We start from the raw sequence: 15,615 nt of genomic DNA, 5'->3' as shown, positions 1-15,615 counted from the left end.
CTTTCCTGCGATCTTCCGTTCACAGCCGGCGGTGAAGCGCGGTAGGATTGCCCATGGACCGCAACGCCTCTTCCATCGTCATGTCGTCGGCTGGCCGACGTAGCCTTTTCCGGGAGGTCGAGCCCTATTCATTCGGCTGGATGCCCACCGGCGGTCCGCACGAGATCTATTATGAGGAATGCGGCAATCCGCGCGGCAAGCCCTGCGTGATCCTGCACGGCGGCCCGGGCGGGGCGGTCAATCCGACCATGCGGCGCTTCTTCGATCCGGCCAAGTGGCGGATGGCCCTGTTCGACCAGCGCGGTTGCGGCCGCTCGCGGCCCAATGCCAGCCTCGACGACAACACCACCTGGAGCCTGATCGAGGACATCGAGCGGCTGCGAGAGCATCTTGGCGTCGAGAAGTGGACCGTATTCGGCGGCTCCTGGGGATCAACCCTGGCCCTGGCCTACGCCATCAAGCATCCCGACCGGGTCGAGGGCCTGGTGCTGCGCGGCATCTTCCTGCTGACGGAAAAGGAACTGCGCTGGTTCTATCAGGACGGTGCCTCAATGCTGTTCCCCGACGCCTGGGAGCGCTTCCTGGCCCCGATCCCGGAAGAAGAGCGCGGCGACCTGATGGCCGCCTATCACCGTCGCCTGGTGGCCCCCGACCGCCGCGTTCAGCTGGAAGCCGCCGCCGCCTGGAGCCAGTGGGAGGGAGACACCATTTCTCTTCGCGGACCTGAGGCCCGGCCTCCCAAGTTCAACGAAGAAGACTTCGCCGTCGCCTTCGCCCGCATCGAGTGCCACTTCTTCACCAACCGGGGCTTCTTCGAGCACGACGGGTGGATCCTGAAGAACATCGACACGATCAGGCACATCCCCGGCTGGATCGTGCAGGGCCGGTTCGACGTGGTCACACCGCTGGACAGCGCCTGGTCGCTGCACAAGGCCTGGCCCGAGGCGCGCTTCGACATTATCTGGGACGCCGGCCACGCCTCGACCGAGCCGGGCGTGATCGACGGGCTGGTGCGGGCTACCGACGCGGCTTTGGTGTCGTAGAGCCCTCAGGCACTACATCAGCGAGCCTTTGCCGCTGGTCACTTCGGTATAGCGGTGAACCCGCACGGCCTGGATCAGGCCAAAGCCGATCATCACCGTCAGCATCACGGTGCCGCCGTACGACAGCATCGGCATCGGCACACCCACGACCGGCGCCAGGCCCATGACCATGGCCCCGTTGATCAGCACATAGAGCGCGAAGGTGGCGATGGTGCCGGCGGCGGCCAGGCGGCCGAAATGGCTGTGGCTGATCGAGGCGATCCGCAAGGCCATGAAGATCACCGCGCCATACAGGAACAGCACCCCGAAACAGCCCAGGAAGCCGAACTCTTCTGCCAGGGTGGCGAAGATGAAGTCGGTCTGCTTCTCGGGCAGGAAGTTCAGCTGGCTCTGCGAGCCCAGGCCAAAGCCCTTGCCCAGAAGACCGCCCGAGCCCAGGGCGATCTTGGACTGCAGGATCTGGTAGCCGTCGCCCGAGGGGTCTTTCTCAGGATAGAGGAAGGTGAACACCCGGTTTCGCTGGTAGTCGTGCAGAACGAACATCACGAACGGCGGGATCGCCACCAGCAGCCCCACAATCCCTCCGAGGATCACCCGCCACGACAGTCCCGCCAGCACCACGATGGCCAGGCCCGTGGAGGCGATCAGCAGGGCTGTGCCGAGATCGGGCTGGTGAGCGACCAGCAGAACCGGGGCCGCGATCATCAGCACCGGTGCCACCAGCCGCCAGGACAGTCTGGCGCTGTCAGCCGAGAGGCCGTGATAGTAGCGCGCCAGCGCCAGAACGAGCCCGATCTTCATGATCTCGGAAGGCTGAAAGCGAAAGCCGCCGATCGACAGCCAGCGCTGGGCGCCCAGCGAGATATCCCCCACCACCTCGACGGCGACCAGCAGCCCAAGGCCCACAAAGTAGAGGGGGTAGGCGATCATGAACCAGATGCGCAGGTCCACCATGGCCAGCATGACCATCATCACAAAGTAGAGGCCAAACCGGATAAGGTGTTTGGCTGCCCAAGGCTCCCAGGAGGAGCCGGCGATGGAGAACATCATCAGGGCGCCCGTCCCGGCGATCAGGCACAGGACCAGGCAGAAGGTCCAGTCGATCTCCATGAACTTGATGATCGGCCGGTCGCGCTCGCCGGGCCGGCTGAGTCCGCCACTGAGGGTCATGGGCGCGGCTCCTGCGGCGTGGTCGGTGGCGCACTCACGACAGGATCTTCAGGAGCGGCCCCCTCCATCAGTTCCTCGACCGGCGCCTCAGGCAGGGGCATGGGCTTTTCGATGCGGGCCCGGATTTCCGGATCCTTCAGAAGGGCCACGCGCATCACTTCGCGGGCCCGCGGCGCGCCGGCCGTGCCGCCGCCCAGACCGCCATGCTCGATGATCACCGAGACGGCATAGCGCGGATCATCATAGGGCGCGAAGGCCACGAACAGGTTGTGGTCCTTGAGCCGCCAGCGCACGTCCTTGCTGTCGCGCGAGACGCCCTTGTCGAAGCTGCGCACCTGCGCCGTGCCGGTCTTGCCGGCCATCTGGATGTCGCCCAGCCCCAGTTGGCTGTTGGTGTAGGCGGTGCCGCCGGCCGCCGACACGGCCGCCATGCCTTCGCGCACATAGGCCAGGTGCTCGGGCGAGAACGGCAGGTCAGGAACCGCCGCGCCGCTGGGCTGCTCGACGCCGCCGAGTGTCTTGATCAGACGGGGCAGCAGGGCCTTGCGGGCATTGGCCATCCGCGCGGTCATGACGGCCAGTTGGAGGGCATTGACGGTCAGGGCCCCCTGCCCGATCCCGTAGCTGGGCGTTTCGCCCGGAAACCAGATCTGGTTGGCCGGATTTTTCTTGAACGCCCGCTTCTTCCAGGCCCGGTCAGGCACCAAGCCCTTTTTCTGCCCCGGAATGCCGATGTCGAAGGTCTGCCCGAACCCCATGGCGCGAGCGGCTTCAGCGATCACATCCGGGCCGATCTTCAGCGCCGTTTGATAGAAATAGATGTCGCACGAGTTCTTGATGGCATCGTGCATGTTCTGGGGACCGTGGCCGTCCTTCTTGTGGCACCGCCAGGTCCGCCCCCCGTAGTACCAGCTGCCAGAGCACCCGATCCTGATCTCGGGATCAATGCCCGCCCGCAGGGCCGCCAAGGCAACGGTCGGCTTGAAGGTCGAGCCCGGCGGAAAGGTGCCGGTCATGGCCTTGTCCAGCAGCGGCTTGCGCTCATACTCGGCCAGCGCCTTGTATTCCGGACCGCTGAGGCCGCGCACGAAGCGGTTGGCGTCAAAGCTGGGCGCCGAAGTCATGCACAGCAGGTCACCGGTGCGGCAGTCCATCATCACAATGGCCCCGCTCTCTTCGCCCATGACCTCAAGCGCGCGGTTCTGGATGTCGGCGTCGAGGGTGAGGCGGATCTCCTTGCCTGGCGTGGGCCGGATATCGCCTTCCGGGTCCAGACGCACCACGCGTCCAAGGGAGTCGACCTCGGCCTTGGTGGCCCCGGCGCGCCCGCGCAGGTCCTGATCGAAAGCCTTCTCGACGCCCTGCTTGCCGATCCGGAAACCCGGATGGTGCAGCAGGTCCTGGTCCTGGGTGGGATCGTCCTTGGCGGCGTCAAGGTCGCGGTCCGATACCTTGGCCACATAGCCGATCACGTGGGCGAATGCGCCGCCGAACGGATAGACCCTCACCTCGCCCATGTCGGCGGTTACGGCCGGCAGCTCTGGCGCGCGGATATTGACACGGGAGAACTCCTCCCAGCTCATGTCCTCCATCACCGCCACCGTTGCCTTGCGCGGCGCGCGGTCCAGTTCGCGCAGGATCCTCGCCCGCCGCGATCCGTCGATGGGCACCAGCTTGGACAGGTCGTCCAGCACAGCCTCGGCGTCCAGCCCCTTGTCCTTGGTGACCAGCAGACGGAAGTTGGGCCGGTTGGAAGCCAGGGCAACGCCGTTGCGGTCCAGGATCAGGCCCCGCGGTGGCGGCATCAGGCGATAGTTGAACTGGTTGCCGGCTGAAAGCTTCTGGTAGCGCTGGGCCTCGACCAGCTGAAGCTGCGCGAGGCGACCGCCCAGGGCCAGAAGACCCGCGCCTGCCAGGCCGCCCATCAGAAACGCCCGGCGGTGAAACACCCCCTGGCGCTCATTGACTTCGAAGAAAAAGATCGACGGTTCGCTCATGGCCCTACCGGAACCGCACGTCGGCGTCGTCGAAACGATCGACCAGACGGTGGGCGAACGGGAAAAGCAGCACCGTGGCCAGGAACTGCCAGAACACCGCCAGGAGGCTGGGCGTGGCCAGGCTGTCGAGCGTGGAGAACAGGAAGCTGGCGGTCATGGCCACAGCCGTCACGCCCGCGAACCAGGCCCACATGATCGGGCGGCTTTGTCCGGTCATCATGTTGCGCGCAGCCAGCACAGTGGCATAGGCCGTCAGCAAAGACAGGCCCCACAGCCCCAGGGGACCACCCCAGAACAGGTCAAGAAACAGGCCAAGCAGCAGGATCGCGAACGGCGCCAGGATCGAAGGCCGGATCAGGGCCCAGGCGAAGGCCGGAACCATCGCAAACAGCGGCTCGGGCAGTTGCAGTCCCCAGATACGGATCGGGGCCGCAAACACATAGGTCGCGACGACGCACATCAGCAGGGGCGCGGCCAGCCAGCGCGCCGGGTGCAGGGGCCTGGCGCCGCCAAGGCTCATTGCGGTGTTCCGGCTGGGGCCGCTGTCGGCGTCGCGGTCGCCGGCGGCCCCGGACGTGGGGCGGCGGGCGGCCTCGTTGCAGGGCTGGTCGGCGCCGCTCGGGGTGCCTCTGGCCTGGCCGTCGGCGGCGTGCTCAGGATAGAGGTCTGCGGATCCTCGGTCGTCACCGGAGGCAGGCTGCGGGCCAGCAGTTGCTTCTCATCGGCCAACTGGGCGAAGTCCCTGAAAAGCAGGATGCGCACGAAATCGATGGCGGCATCGTCAGCGAACAGAACCACGCGCCAGCGGCCGTCCAGTCCCTTGACCGCTGCGCCCACAGGCAGGCCGCGCGGCACCACGCCGCCGTCGCCCGACGTCACCACCCGGTCGCCCTGCTGGATCGGCTCAGCGCCGCGCAGATAGTCGAGCTTGGGATTGGGACCGCCATCACCCGTCAGGATGGCGCGAGCATTGGTGCGGTCGATCATCACCGGCGTGCGCGAGGCGATGTCGGTCAGCAGCAGCACGCGGCTGACGCCGTTCGAAACCCCAACCACACGGCCAACCAGGCCCCGCTCGTTCAGAACGGGATTGCCGACCACAACACCCTTTTCAGAGCCGGCGTCGGCCAGGCGGGTATTGGCGAACGGTCCACGGCTGTCGCTGACCACCCGGGCCGAGGCCATCGGGATCGGCGGATCCGTGCGCAGGCCCAGCAGCGACCTGTAGCGATCATTGGTGTCTTGCAGCGCCAGGGCCCGGTCGCGCCACTGGCGCATGTCTGACAGTTCGGCCTTGAGCCGGCGGTTTTCAGAGGCGGTGAAGAAGTAGCTGCGAACGAAGTCCAGACCCAGGCCCGTCCAGCGCCCCGGGGCGGCGATCACGCCGCTGACGGGCTTGGACACCGTATCGACCGTCTGGCGCGTCACACCATAGGCATGGTCCTGCAGCGTCTCGCGGCGATCCGCCAGCAGGAACGCCACCGCGATCACGGCCGCGACGATCAACGCCACGGCCGCGGTCCAGGTGAGCGGCACTTTCAGGTCGCCGAGGGGACCTTCGCGAAAGACCACGAACAAGTTCTCCTGGCGCCGTCCGGGCGCCGGTCAGGATGGGATGTCTAGGCCAGGGTGGATTCGAGGACGCCCTTCATCCACTTGGGATGTTCGAGCACCTTGCCGCAGCCCAGGGCCACGCACGACAGGGGGTCATCAGCCACCGTCACCGGCAGGCCGGTGTGGTCGCGGATCTCGGCGTCCAGGCCGCGCAGCAAAGCGCCGCCGCCGGTCAGCATGATGCCCTTGTCGGCGATGTCCGAAGCCAGTTCCGGCGGCGTGGCTTCCAGCGCCACCTTCACGGCTTCAACGATCTGCCCGACCGGTTCGGCCAGGGCGTCGGCGGCCTGCTTTTCGCTGATGCGGACTTCGCGCGGCACGCCCTGCATCAGGTCGCGACCCTTGACGTCGATCGACAGGCCTTCGCCGTCGGCCGGCGCGCGGGCGGTGCCGATTTCCTTCTTGATGCGCTCGGCGGTCGTTTCGCCGATCAGCAGGTTATGGTGGCGACGCATGTAGCTGATGATCGCTTCGTCCATCTTGTCGCCGCCCACGCGGACCGAGCGCGAATAGACGATGCCCGAAAGCGACAGCACGGCCACCTCGGTGGTGCCGCCGCCGATGTCGACCACCATCGAGCCGGTCGGCTCGTGGATCGGCAGGCCGGCGCCGATCGCGGCGGCCATCGGCTCGTCGATCAGACCCACGCGGCGGGCCGAGGCGTTCAGGCAGCTGTCATTGATGGCGCGGCGTTCCACGGCGGTCGCGCCTGACGGCACGCAGACGATGACCTTGGGGTTCACGAAACCCTTGCGGTTATGAACCTTGCGGATGAAGTACTTGATCATCTCCTCAGCGACTTCGAAGTCAGCGATGACCCCGTCCCGCATCGGACGAATGGCTTCCATGTGACCCGGCGTGCGGCCCAGCATCTGCTTGGCCTCGATTCCCACGGCGTGGACGATCTTGCGACCGCCGACATTGCGCAACGCCACGACCGACGGCTCGTTCAGCACGATGCCTTTGCCCTTCATGTAGATCAGGGTGTTGGCGGTGCCGAGATCGATGGCGATGTCGTTGGAGATCACGCCGAAAAGGGAAGAAAACATTGAAAGCCCTGACTGAGGGATAGAGGGGCAAGAGGTTGAATTTCAACACGAAAGCAGTTCAAAATTCAGATCACGCCCCATAGGCGTGAAAGTCTTCCGGACCACCGCCGAAACAGGACAGCATGATTCCCCGGAATCGCTGTCTCGCCCGGGTCTTCCCGCCCTGGAACACGACGGGAGCGCCGCCCCTTGGCCGCGCCGTCGTCAGACAGCCCCAAGGCGCGTCGACGTCGCCCGTTTGCCCTGCGAAAGCGTTGATTTCAAGGTCTATTCGCGGAGCAGCCAAAGGCTTTTGCAACGGCGGGCGCCCAGCACCCGATCATGGCGAAATCTAGCCCAGGGCGGCCATCACCACGCCGACCGCTGTGATCAGTCCCGCGACGATCTGGAGCAGGGTCAGGCGCTCGGCGAACAGGCGGTTTCCGGCCAGTGCGGCGATGGGCATTTCGATCACCCCGACCGCGCGGACCTGCCCGACAGGGCTGAGCGTCATGGCGGTGAACCACAGGCCCGAGGCGGCCGCGCCGCAGAATCCCGCGCCCAGCGACTGGCGCCAGGCCTTCATCACGGCAACCAGCGCGGGGCGGTTTCGCAGGGCCAGAAAGCTGGTCAGGGCCAGGGTCTGGATGACCTGCACCACCATCACCGTGACAAAGGCCGAGGCCACAGGATGGGCCGGATCGAAGGTCAGGCTGGCCTGGCGAAAACAGTTGGCGCTGAGGGCGAACAGCGCGCCGGAGCCCAGGCCCGCCAGCACCGCGAAGCGGCGCATGACCACCTCGCCCCTGGGCCAGGTCAGGATCGCCAGACCCGCGCTGGCCACCAGGCCACCGGCCCAGGCCATGGGGCCGATGTGATCGCCAAACAGCAGCGCGCCCCAGACCAGCGCGAACGGCAGGCCACTCTGCTGCATGGCTGTGCCCAGGGCGAAGGTCGAGCGGTGCATCGCCACCAATTGCGCTGCCGTGGCGCTGACCTGGGCGGCGGCTCCGGCTGCGCAGCACAGCCAGAACCAGGGCACGGGATGGGCTGACGCTCCGGGCGTCACGAGCCAGGCGATCACAGCGAAAGCCGTGGCGAACGGCAGCCCAAACAGGAACCGCACCAGGGTGGCACCCCATGGCCCCGCCCCGCCCATGATCGAGCGCTGGGCGGCGTTGCGGGCCACCTGCAGGGCAGCCGCGGCGATGGTAATGGGGATCCAGATCATGACCGCCGCGCCGAAATGATCAGGCCCGAAGCCCAGGACAGGCTCGCGGTCGCCAGATCGGGATGGCTTTTCAGGCGCGCGGTCAGGTCGTCAACCCGGTCCTGATGGTTGTCCGGCCAGTTGGGCTGCGGTAGCATGTCATCGACCACATAGAGACCGCCTGGCCGCAGCAGCGCCAGGGTTTCGTCCAGCCCGTCGTACTTGCCCGGCCAGGCGTCCGCGAAGATCAGGTCGAAACTTCCTACCGGCTGATCGCGCACGAACTCGAGACCGTCAGCGATCACGAACTGAATACGCGGATCATGGGCTAGGGCCTCGCGCGCCACGGCTTGGAGACGCCCGTCGGTGTCGATGCTGACCAGAGTGGTGTCGGCGTCCATCCCAGCCGCCAGGCAGACTGTGGCTAGCCCCGTTCCAGTACCCAATTCCAGAAGCCGCCCGCCTGCCTTGGAGGCGGCCAACAGCTTAAGCATGGCGCCGGTGTCTGGCTCGGACGGCATTGCAAAGCCCAGTGCGGCCGTGCGGGAGCCAATTAGCTGCCAGGACACCGGCAAGGCGGCGGCATTGTCGGCGAACCCGGGGTTCGTCGAGACAGGGGTCGAGGTCATCTGACGCTCTTTCATGTGATCGCGCAGGCAAACGCGGCCCGTCGCGCAACCGCAACGGGATCACCCGTGTGATGTGGGAAAGGAGTCGAGGCGCGCGAGCGCCTAGGATCCTAGAAGCCGCTGGCGATCGCCGCCTCGGGACGGCTCTTTTCCTTGCGGGCGAAGAGGTTGTTCAGCGCGTTCACATAGGCCTTGGCCGAAGCGGTCAGGGTGTCGGTGTCGGCAGCCTGGCCGGTGGCGATACGGCCGTCCTCTTCGAGGCGCACCGAGACCTGGGCCTGGGCGTCCGTACCTTCGGTGACGGCATGAACCTGGAACAGGCGCAGGGCGGCGCTGTGCGGCACGATCTTGTGGATCGCGTTGAACACCGCGTCGACGGGACCATCGCCCGTGGCCTCGGCGGTGCGCGACTGGCCGTCGACATCCAGCGTCAGCTCAGCCGACTGGCCATCGGTGCCCGCCACCACACGCAGGTGCGAGACGCGGATCTTCTCCGACCCACGCGCCAGGGCGTCGTCGACCAGGGCAATGATGTCGTCGTCGTAAACGTGCTTCTTGCGGTCGGCCAGGTCCTTGAAGCGGCCGAAGGCCTCCTTCAGGGCGTTCTGGCCCAGCTCGTAGCCCAGGTCCTTCAGCTTGGCGCGGAAGGCGTGGCTGCCCGAGTGCTTGCCCATGACCAGGCTGGACGGCGCCTGGCCGACCGATTCCGGGGTCATGATCTCGTAGGTCTCGCGGTTCTTCAGCATCCCGTCCTGGTGGATGCCGCTTTCATGCGCGAAGGCGTTCTTGCCGACGATGGCCTTGTTGTACTGCACCGGGAAACCGGTGATGGCCGAGACGTAACGGCTGGCGCGGGTGATATGGGTGGTGTCGATCCTGGTCTCGTAGGGCAGCTTGTCGCCGCGCACCTTCAGAGCCATGACGACCTCTTCCAGCGCCGCATTGCCGGCCCGCTCGCCCAGGCCGTTGATCGCGCACTCGATCTGGCGCGCCCCGCCCTGCACGCCGGCCAGGCTGTTGGCCACGGCCAGGCCCAGGTCGTTGTGGCAGTGGGTCGAGAAGATCACCTTGTCGGCGCCCTCGACGTTCTGCGTCATCCAGCTGAACAGGTCGGCATATTCCGACGGATAGGTGTAGCCGACGGTGTCGGGCAGGTTGATCGTCGTAGCGCCGGCCTTGATGGCGGTCTCGATGGCGCGGCGCAGGAACTGACGGTCGCTGCGGGTCGCGTCCTCGGCCGACCACTCGACGTCGTCACGCAGGTTGCGGGCGTGGGTCACCGAGCGGGCGATCACGTCGATGACGGCGTCCGGTTCCATCTGCAGCTTGTGCTTCATGTGCAGGTCGCTGGTGGCGATGACCACGTGGATCCGGCCACGGGCGGCGGGCTTCAGCGCTTCGGCGCAGCGATCAATATCCACCTGGTGCGCACGGCACAGGCCGGCGATGGTGCTGTTCTTGACGATCTTGGAGATCTCGCGGACCGCCTCGAAATCGCCGTTTGAGGCGATCGGGAAGCCGGCCTCGATGACATCGACCCCCATCTCCTCGAGGATCTTGGCCAGTTCCAGCTTCTCGTCGTGCGACATCGAGGCGCCGGGCGACTGCTCGCCGTCACGCATGGTGGTGTCGAAGATCACGACGTTGTCGCGCTTCTCAAAAGCCCCAGAAGATGAGGCTGCAGGCGATACGGAGTTCATTTGAATACTCGTCGGAAGGTGTCTGCGGTCGGGGCGGCTTTGGGTAAATCATCCCCTGCGCGCCCGGCCACGGCAAAGCGTGACCCTAGAGCGCCCAGGGGCTGGTAAGCCGAAGCAGAAGCAGAGTGCACGCGACGTTCATGCGTACTTTCTACACACGCGCCCCAATCCCAGCAAGCTTTTTGCTCAAGGCGTGCAATTGGCCGCACGTGACGCAACTTCTGCCCCTACATCAAGCTAGTTGGGCCGCGTCACGATTGGAAAGTCGGTCGGGAAGGTGTCAAACCACCCTGACAGTCGCCCCATGGCGGTCCGATCGCCCTCAAGCTTGACCTCGCCGGACAGGATCTTGGGCAGCAGCGGTGTTCCCCGGAACAGCGAGTCCAGGAACACCGGCCGGGCTACGGTCAGGGTGGCGTCGACCGTTTCGCCATCGACCAGCGGCTGGGCCACGAGCACGCGATTTCGGACCTCGACCAGGAACCGCTCTTTGCGTTCCGGGAAGACGAAGGCCAGCTTGAGACGCGCATCACCGACCTTCTCGGCGTCCAGGCGGATGGCCAGCACATCGAAGATCATCTGGCTGGGCAAGCCTTGCAGCATATCCAGTGGTGCCATCGACGCCGGGACCTTGCGTACCCCTCCGCGCAGTTCATCGGTCGCCGTCAGATACATGTTTCGCCAGATGGCGTTTTCGGTCTGGTAGCCCAGTTGCTCGTAGACGCTCGCCAGTTGCGCCTTGGCGGCCTTGTCGCCGTCGTCGGCCATGACGACGTGATTGAGCAGGCTGGCGGCCCAGGCATAGTCGCCGGTCCTGGCGGCCTCGGCGGCCATCGTCCTGACCCGGTCAGCGCCGCCCATCGCCGCGACATAGCGCTTGCCGGTTTCCGCCGGCGGCGCCGGGGCCAGATGGGCCGGATTGGCGTCATACCAGCCCATATAGCGCTGATAGACCGCCCGGCTGTTGAAGCTCATGCTCCCGTAGTAGCCACGATTGTACCAGTCCTTGGCCAGGCTCGGCGGCAGCTGGATCTGCGCAGCGATCTCGTCGCCGGTCAGGCCGTGGTTGAGCCGGCGGACCGACTGGTCGTGCAGGTATTTGTAGGTATCCCGGTGGCCGGCCAGCACGGTCTTGACCGTCTCTTGGCCAAAGCGCGGCCAACCATGGCTGGTGATCATCACGTCAGAGCCGTCGGCGAACAGCCGGATCGACTCGGTCAGATAGTCGGCCCAGGCCTTGCTGTCGCGCACCAGCGCCCCGCGCGGGGTCAGCACATTGTGCATCGACGGATTGACGTTCTCGGCCATGTCGAGAATGCGCAGGTCAGGCAGATAGAAGTTCATCTCGGCCGGAGCTTCGGTGTTCGGCGTGTACTGGAACCTGACCTTCACGCCATCCAGAACCAGTTCCTGGCCGGTGTGATCGATGATCTGGGTGGGCGGGATCAGGGTGATCGTCCCCTTGGCGATGCCCTGACCAATGCCCGAACTGATCTGTCCCTCGACCCCCGGCGGCAGCATCAGTCCAAACTGGTACTGGGCCCTGCGGCTCATGGCGTTGCCGGCCAGCACGTTCTCGCTGACCACCTCCTTCATGAAGCCCTCTGGCGCAATGATCGCCACCTTGCCGGCCTCGACGTCCTTCTGCTCGACAATGCCGCGCACGCCGCCGAAGTGGTCGCTGTGGCTGTGAGTGTAAATAACCGCCTTGATGGGCAGAACGCCCAGCTTCTCGCTGACAAGATCATAGGCCGCCCGGGCGGTTTCGGCCGTAGTCAGCGGATCGACAACAACCCAGCCCGTGTCGCCCTTGATGAAGGTGATGTTGGAGACGTCAAAGCCCCTCACCTGCCAGACGCGATCGGAAACCTGGAAAAGACCGTGACGCGCCAGCAGTTGCGCCTGACGCCAGAGGCTGGGGTTCACGGTGGCCGGCGGCTCGCCCTTCAGGAAGTCATAGGCCGCGAGGTTCCAGGCCACAGCGCCGTCGGCGCGCTTGATCAGCGGATCCGTGCGCGTGCCCAGAAAGCCCCGGTCAGCGAATTCGAAGTCCTGTCGGTCGGAGAACGGCAGCGACTGGGCCGTGGCCTTCTGGCGCTCGACGGTGCTGGCCGACGCGGGCTCGCCGGCATGCGCCAACAGGGGCGCGCCAAGGATGGCAAAAGCTGACACGACCAGCGCCGCTTGCTGGTTAAGCTTGAATCCTGACACCGATTCCTCCCCCGCTTCATTGTTTGAAACTTTATAGTTTCATTCTACATATCACCGAAGATGACCGCAGCAAACCAAGCTCGCAAACTCACGCCCCGCGGCCGCCCCGGTCAGCCCAAGCCCCGGGTTGATCGCGATGCGCGCGCTCAGGCCGTGCTCGACGCCGCCGTGTTGGTCTTTGCTGAAAAGGGCCTGCACGCCGCAACGATGCAGGACATCGCCGACCGCGTCTGCATGGCGAAGATCCTGATCTACCGCCTCTATCCGTCCCGCCAGGCCCTGATCGACGCCCTGTTCAGCGATATCCTGGTCGAGATCGAAGCCATCGCGGCCCAGCCCTGGGGCGGCTACGGATCAGGTATGGCAGCCCTGATCGAAATGGGGCGCGCCCGCCCCGCGCTCTTCCTGCTGCTCCTGCGCGAGGCGCGCGGCGGGCCGGAGACCACGCCGTGGGCGACCGCCTGCGACACCCTGCTTTCGGGCCTGACCCAACCCTTCGTGGCCCCGCCATCCGGAGCCTCGGACGACCTGAAGGCCGCCTGCGCTCATGCGGCGCGAACCTTCCTGCCCTTCGTGATCCAGACCTGGATCGCGGGCATCGAGCGCAACGACGGCATGGCGGACACCGCCCGCATCAAATGGTTCGGCGACATGGTCAGAGCCTGGCGAACCGCCACGCGCGAGGCTCTGGGCCTGCCCGACGCCCCCGAACCCACGACCCTGGCTAGTCAGCCGCCTCACGCTTTTTGAGCCAGGTGCGGGCGACGAGGCCTGCAACGATCCAGATGGCGACCGCGATCACCAGCAGAATGATGTGCTGCTTGCCGCCGCCACGCATCGCCTGAACGATGGAGTTTCCGGCGAAGGCGGTCAGGGCGATCTTGGGAATGATCCCGATGGCTGTGCCCGCCGCAAAGTCGCGTAGCCGCATCGGCGTGACACCGGCGGCCATGTTGACCACGATGAACGGCGCGGAGGGCACGAGACGAACGATCAGGCTGGCCAGGAAGCCATTCTTGCCGATCAATCGCATGAACTTGGCCACGCCATCGCCCGCGAAATCCCTCAGCACCTTGGCGCCAAAGGATCGCCCCAGCCAGAAGCCGACCAACGACGACACCAGTGTGCCGATCCAGCTATAGGCAAAGCCGGTCCAGGGGCCGAATGCGACCACCGCAGCGGCGATCAGCACAAATTGCGGCACGCCCAGAAAGGCCATGAGCGCGAAGGCGCCGACGGCCACTGGCAGGGCCCAGGGCCCACTGGCCGCGCCCAGCCAGTGTTCGACAGTCGCCTCGCCATTGAACCCGAGGAACTGCGCACCGAACAGGAAGACGATCCCTACGCCACCAAACAGCACGAACGAAACCGCCACCGTGCGCCAGGCGCGGGCGTCCATATTGGTCACGAAGTCGATCAGGCGGCGTATCACGCCCCTGCCTCGCCCACCGGCGGCGACGGGTCAAGCGTCGCGAGTACCGCAAAGGAAGGATCCGTGTGGTTTCGCTGCGCGAACCGCCCTAAACTTGAGGTCGCAAACAGGAGGCCCTGATGAAGATTCTTGGCGTATCCGGCAGCCTGAGGGCCGCCTCGTTCAACACCGCCCTGCTGCGCTCCGCCCAGGCGCTGGCCCCCGAAGGCGTCGAGATCGAAATCTTCGGCCTGCACGACCTGCCGCTGTTCAACGAAGACGTCGAGGCGACGGGCGATCCCGCTGCTGTCTCGGCCTGGAAGGACGCCGTGCGCGGCGCAGACGCCCTGCTGCTGGCCTGCCCGGAATACAATGGCGGGATCACCGGCGTGCTGAAAAACGCCATAGACTGGGCTTCGCGCGGCAAGCCTGCGCCGCTGGCCGGCAAGACCTGCTGCGTGATCGGCGCCAGCCCCGGCATGACCGGGACCGTGCGTGCGCAGGACGCCTTGCGGCTTTGCCTGCGCCGCGCCGGAGCAGACGCCGTACCCCTGGGCGAGGTCCTGGTCGGCCAGGCCCATGCCAAGATCATTGACGGGGTCCTGGCGGACGAAACCACCAGGACCTATCTCGCCCGCCATCTGGCCGCCTTTGTCGATCGGCTGAAGGCCGGCTAGAGCGAAACGCGCGCTACAGGAAGCGCATACCTCGCTCTAGCCTTTTGTTTTCGCATCGTTTTTGCAGAAAGCCGGCATCCGCTTTTCCGCACGATGCCCTAGTTGGCCAACTTGGAGATGTCGTAGTCAGGACCGAAGTCCAGCACGAACACCGGGCCCAGAATCACAGCCTGCCTGGCCGCAGCCAGATGCAGGGCCACGTTGCCACCGCCGGCGGGGATGTCGATCGTCGCCTTGCCCGGCACGGTGTGCATGGCCCACTCGCCGCCCACCTTGACCGAGCCCTGCATCGCCGCATCATAAGGCGCGCTGGCCTGCTGGACGCGCACCGACGAAATCGTCGCCGCCGCAGGACCGCCGTCGACGCTTTCGGCCTTGGCCCAAAACGCGATCAGGAGGGTGTCGCCCTTCGTGATCTTGCCGGTGATGGGCTGTTGCGCTCCCACCGACCATGGCTGCGCGCCAGCCGCTGCGATCTCGACACGCATTCCGCCGCCGCCCGCGACGGTCTTGTCCTTGATCGGCTTGCTGGTCTGGCCAGCACCATAGATCTGCCAGTTGGCCGACGGCTTGTTGATGGCCTTCTTCAGGATATCGCCGTCAGAATCCTGACGCGCCGAGACTGACGTCCCGGCTCCAATGGCCAGTGCAACCAGCGAAGCGGCAACGATGATGGCTTTCATGATTTTTCCTCCCCCATGCTCCAACACGTGAACAGAATCGTCGCGTCGGACGGCTCTGGCGTTTCTCTCCCTCAAGGCGGTCGACCACAGCGTCGCCCCTTGATTGATCTTCTTGATGGTAGCGCTACCGCCAGAATGGCCGTCATGCAAGAGGTCAGACCAATCCACAGCGTCCTGGCCGCCATGAGCCTGCGAACATCCCTGTCGCGGCGCGTTGCACCGCGGCATTCGGAGGCGTAAAG

At 65.8% G+C, this 15,615-nt stretch carries 14 protein-coding genes; 3 read left to right on the top strand and 11 right to left on the bottom strand.

The window, feature by feature from the left end:
• The first annotated feature begins 53 nt into the window (after positions 1-53).
• On the top strand, positions 54-1,043 hold the full coding sequence (gene pip, locus ACW179_RS12700; protein ID WP_492059872.1) for a prolyl aminopeptidase: 990 nt from the start codon (positions 54-56) through the stop codon (positions 1,041-1,043).
• A gap of 12 nt (positions 1,044-1,055) precedes the next feature.
• On the opposite strand, the gene rodA is transcribed toward pip, so the two are convergent.
• From rodA to ACW179_RS12655, 9 genes are all read right to left on the bottom strand, one after another.
• Positions 1,056-2,213 carry a rod shape-determining protein RodA gene (gene rodA, locus ACW179_RS12695; RefSeq protein WP_492059871.1) on the bottom strand — a complete coding sequence of 386 codons (1,158 nt, stop codon included), beginning with the start codon at positions 2,211-2,213 and terminating at the stop codon, positions 1,056-1,058.
• Complete coding sequence (gene mrdA, locus ACW179_RS12690; RefSeq protein WP_492059870.1) at positions 2,210-4,210, bottom strand: penicillin-binding protein 2; 2,001 nt, start codon at positions 4,208-4,210, stop codon at positions 2,210-2,212. The genes rodA and mrdA overlap by 4 nt, the downstream gene beginning before the upstream one ends.
• A gap of 4 nt (positions 4,211-4,214) precedes the next feature.
• Positions 4,215-4,730 (bottom strand): hypothetical protein, encoded by a 516-nt coding sequence (locus ACW179_RS12685; protein ID WP_492059869.1) that lies wholly within the window; start codon positions 4,728-4,730, stop codon positions 4,215-4,217.
• The gene (gene mreC, locus ACW179_RS12680) at positions 4,727-5,782 is read right to left on the bottom strand and encodes a rod shape-determining protein MreC (RefSeq protein WP_492059868.1); all 1,056 of its coding nucleotides are present in this window, start codon (positions 5,780-5,782) and stop codon (positions 4,727-4,729) included. The genes ACW179_RS12685 and mreC overlap by 4 nt, the downstream gene beginning before the upstream one ends.
• A 47-nt stretch (positions 5,783-5,829) precedes the next feature.
• Positions 5,830-6,873 (bottom strand): rod shape-determining protein, encoded by a 1,044-nt coding sequence (locus tag ACW179_RS12675; protein ID WP_004623009.1) that lies wholly within the window; start codon positions 6,871-6,873, stop codon positions 5,830-5,832.
• A gap of 331 nt (positions 6,874-7,204) precedes the next feature.
• Positions 7,205-8,083 (bottom strand): DMT family transporter, encoded by an 879-nt coding sequence (locus ACW179_RS12670; protein ID WP_492059867.1) that lies wholly within the window; start codon positions 8,081-8,083, stop codon positions 7,205-7,207.
• On the bottom strand, positions 8,080-8,691 hold the full coding sequence (locus ACW179_RS12665) for an O-methyltransferase (RefSeq protein WP_492059866.1): 612 nt from the start codon (positions 8,689-8,691) through the stop codon (positions 8,080-8,082). The genes ACW179_RS12670 and ACW179_RS12665 overlap by 4 nt, the downstream gene beginning before the upstream one ends.
• 110 nt (positions 8,692-8,801) lie before the next feature.
• Positions 8,802-10,391 carry a 2-isopropylmalate synthase gene (locus ACW179_RS12660; RefSeq protein WP_492059865.1) on the bottom strand — a complete coding sequence of 530 codons (1,590 nt, stop codon included), beginning with the start codon at positions 10,389-10,391 and terminating at the stop codon, positions 8,802-8,804.
• 237 nt (positions 10,392-10,628) lie between these two features.
• Positions 10,629-12,563 carry an alkyl/aryl-sulfatase gene (locus ACW179_RS12655; RefSeq protein ID WP_492059864.1) on the bottom strand — a complete coding sequence of 645 codons (1,935 nt, stop codon included), beginning with the start codon at positions 12,561-12,563 and terminating at the stop codon, positions 10,629-10,631.
• A 99-nt stretch (positions 12,564-12,662) separates the two neighbouring features.
• On the opposite strand from ACW179_RS12655, the gene ACW179_RS12650 reads away from it, so the two are divergent.
• Positions 12,663-13,352 carry a TetR/AcrR family transcriptional regulator gene (locus tag ACW179_RS12650; protein WP_492059863.1) on the top strand — a complete coding sequence of 230 codons (690 nt, stop codon included), beginning with the start codon at positions 12,663-12,665 and terminating at the stop codon, positions 13,350-13,352.
• Here ACW179_RS12650 and ACW179_RS12645 read toward each other — a convergent pair.
• Positions 13,327-14,034 carry a TVP38/TMEM64 family protein gene (locus tag ACW179_RS12645; protein ID WP_492059862.1) on the bottom strand — a complete coding sequence of 236 codons (708 nt, stop codon included), beginning with the start codon at positions 14,032-14,034 and terminating at the stop codon, positions 13,327-13,329. The two genes, ACW179_RS12650 and ACW179_RS12645, sit on opposite strands and share 26 nt — an antisense overlap.
• Positions 14,035-14,153: 119 nt before the next feature.
• On the opposite strand from ACW179_RS12645, the gene ACW179_RS12640 reads away from it, so the two are divergent.
• Complete coding sequence (locus ACW179_RS12640; protein ID WP_492059861.1) at positions 14,154-14,690, top strand: NADPH-dependent FMN reductase; 537 nt, start codon at positions 14,154-14,156, stop codon at positions 14,688-14,690.
• A 98-nt stretch (positions 14,691-14,788) separates the two neighbouring features.
• Here ACW179_RS12640 and ACW179_RS12635 read toward each other — a convergent pair whose 3' ends face one another.
• A complete protein-coding gene (locus tag ACW179_RS12635) occupies positions 14,789-15,373 on the bottom strand; it encodes a carbohydrate binding domain-containing protein (RefSeq protein ID WP_492059860.1) in 585 nt (194 codons plus the stop codon).
• Between the last annotated feature and the right edge of the window lie 242 nt (positions 15,374-15,615).

It is taken from the genome of Caulobacter sp. AVps18 (assembly GCF_058681425.1).
Note: the sequence above shows the minus strand (reverse complement) of the source record. Positions and strands in the feature narration are given on the sequence as shown.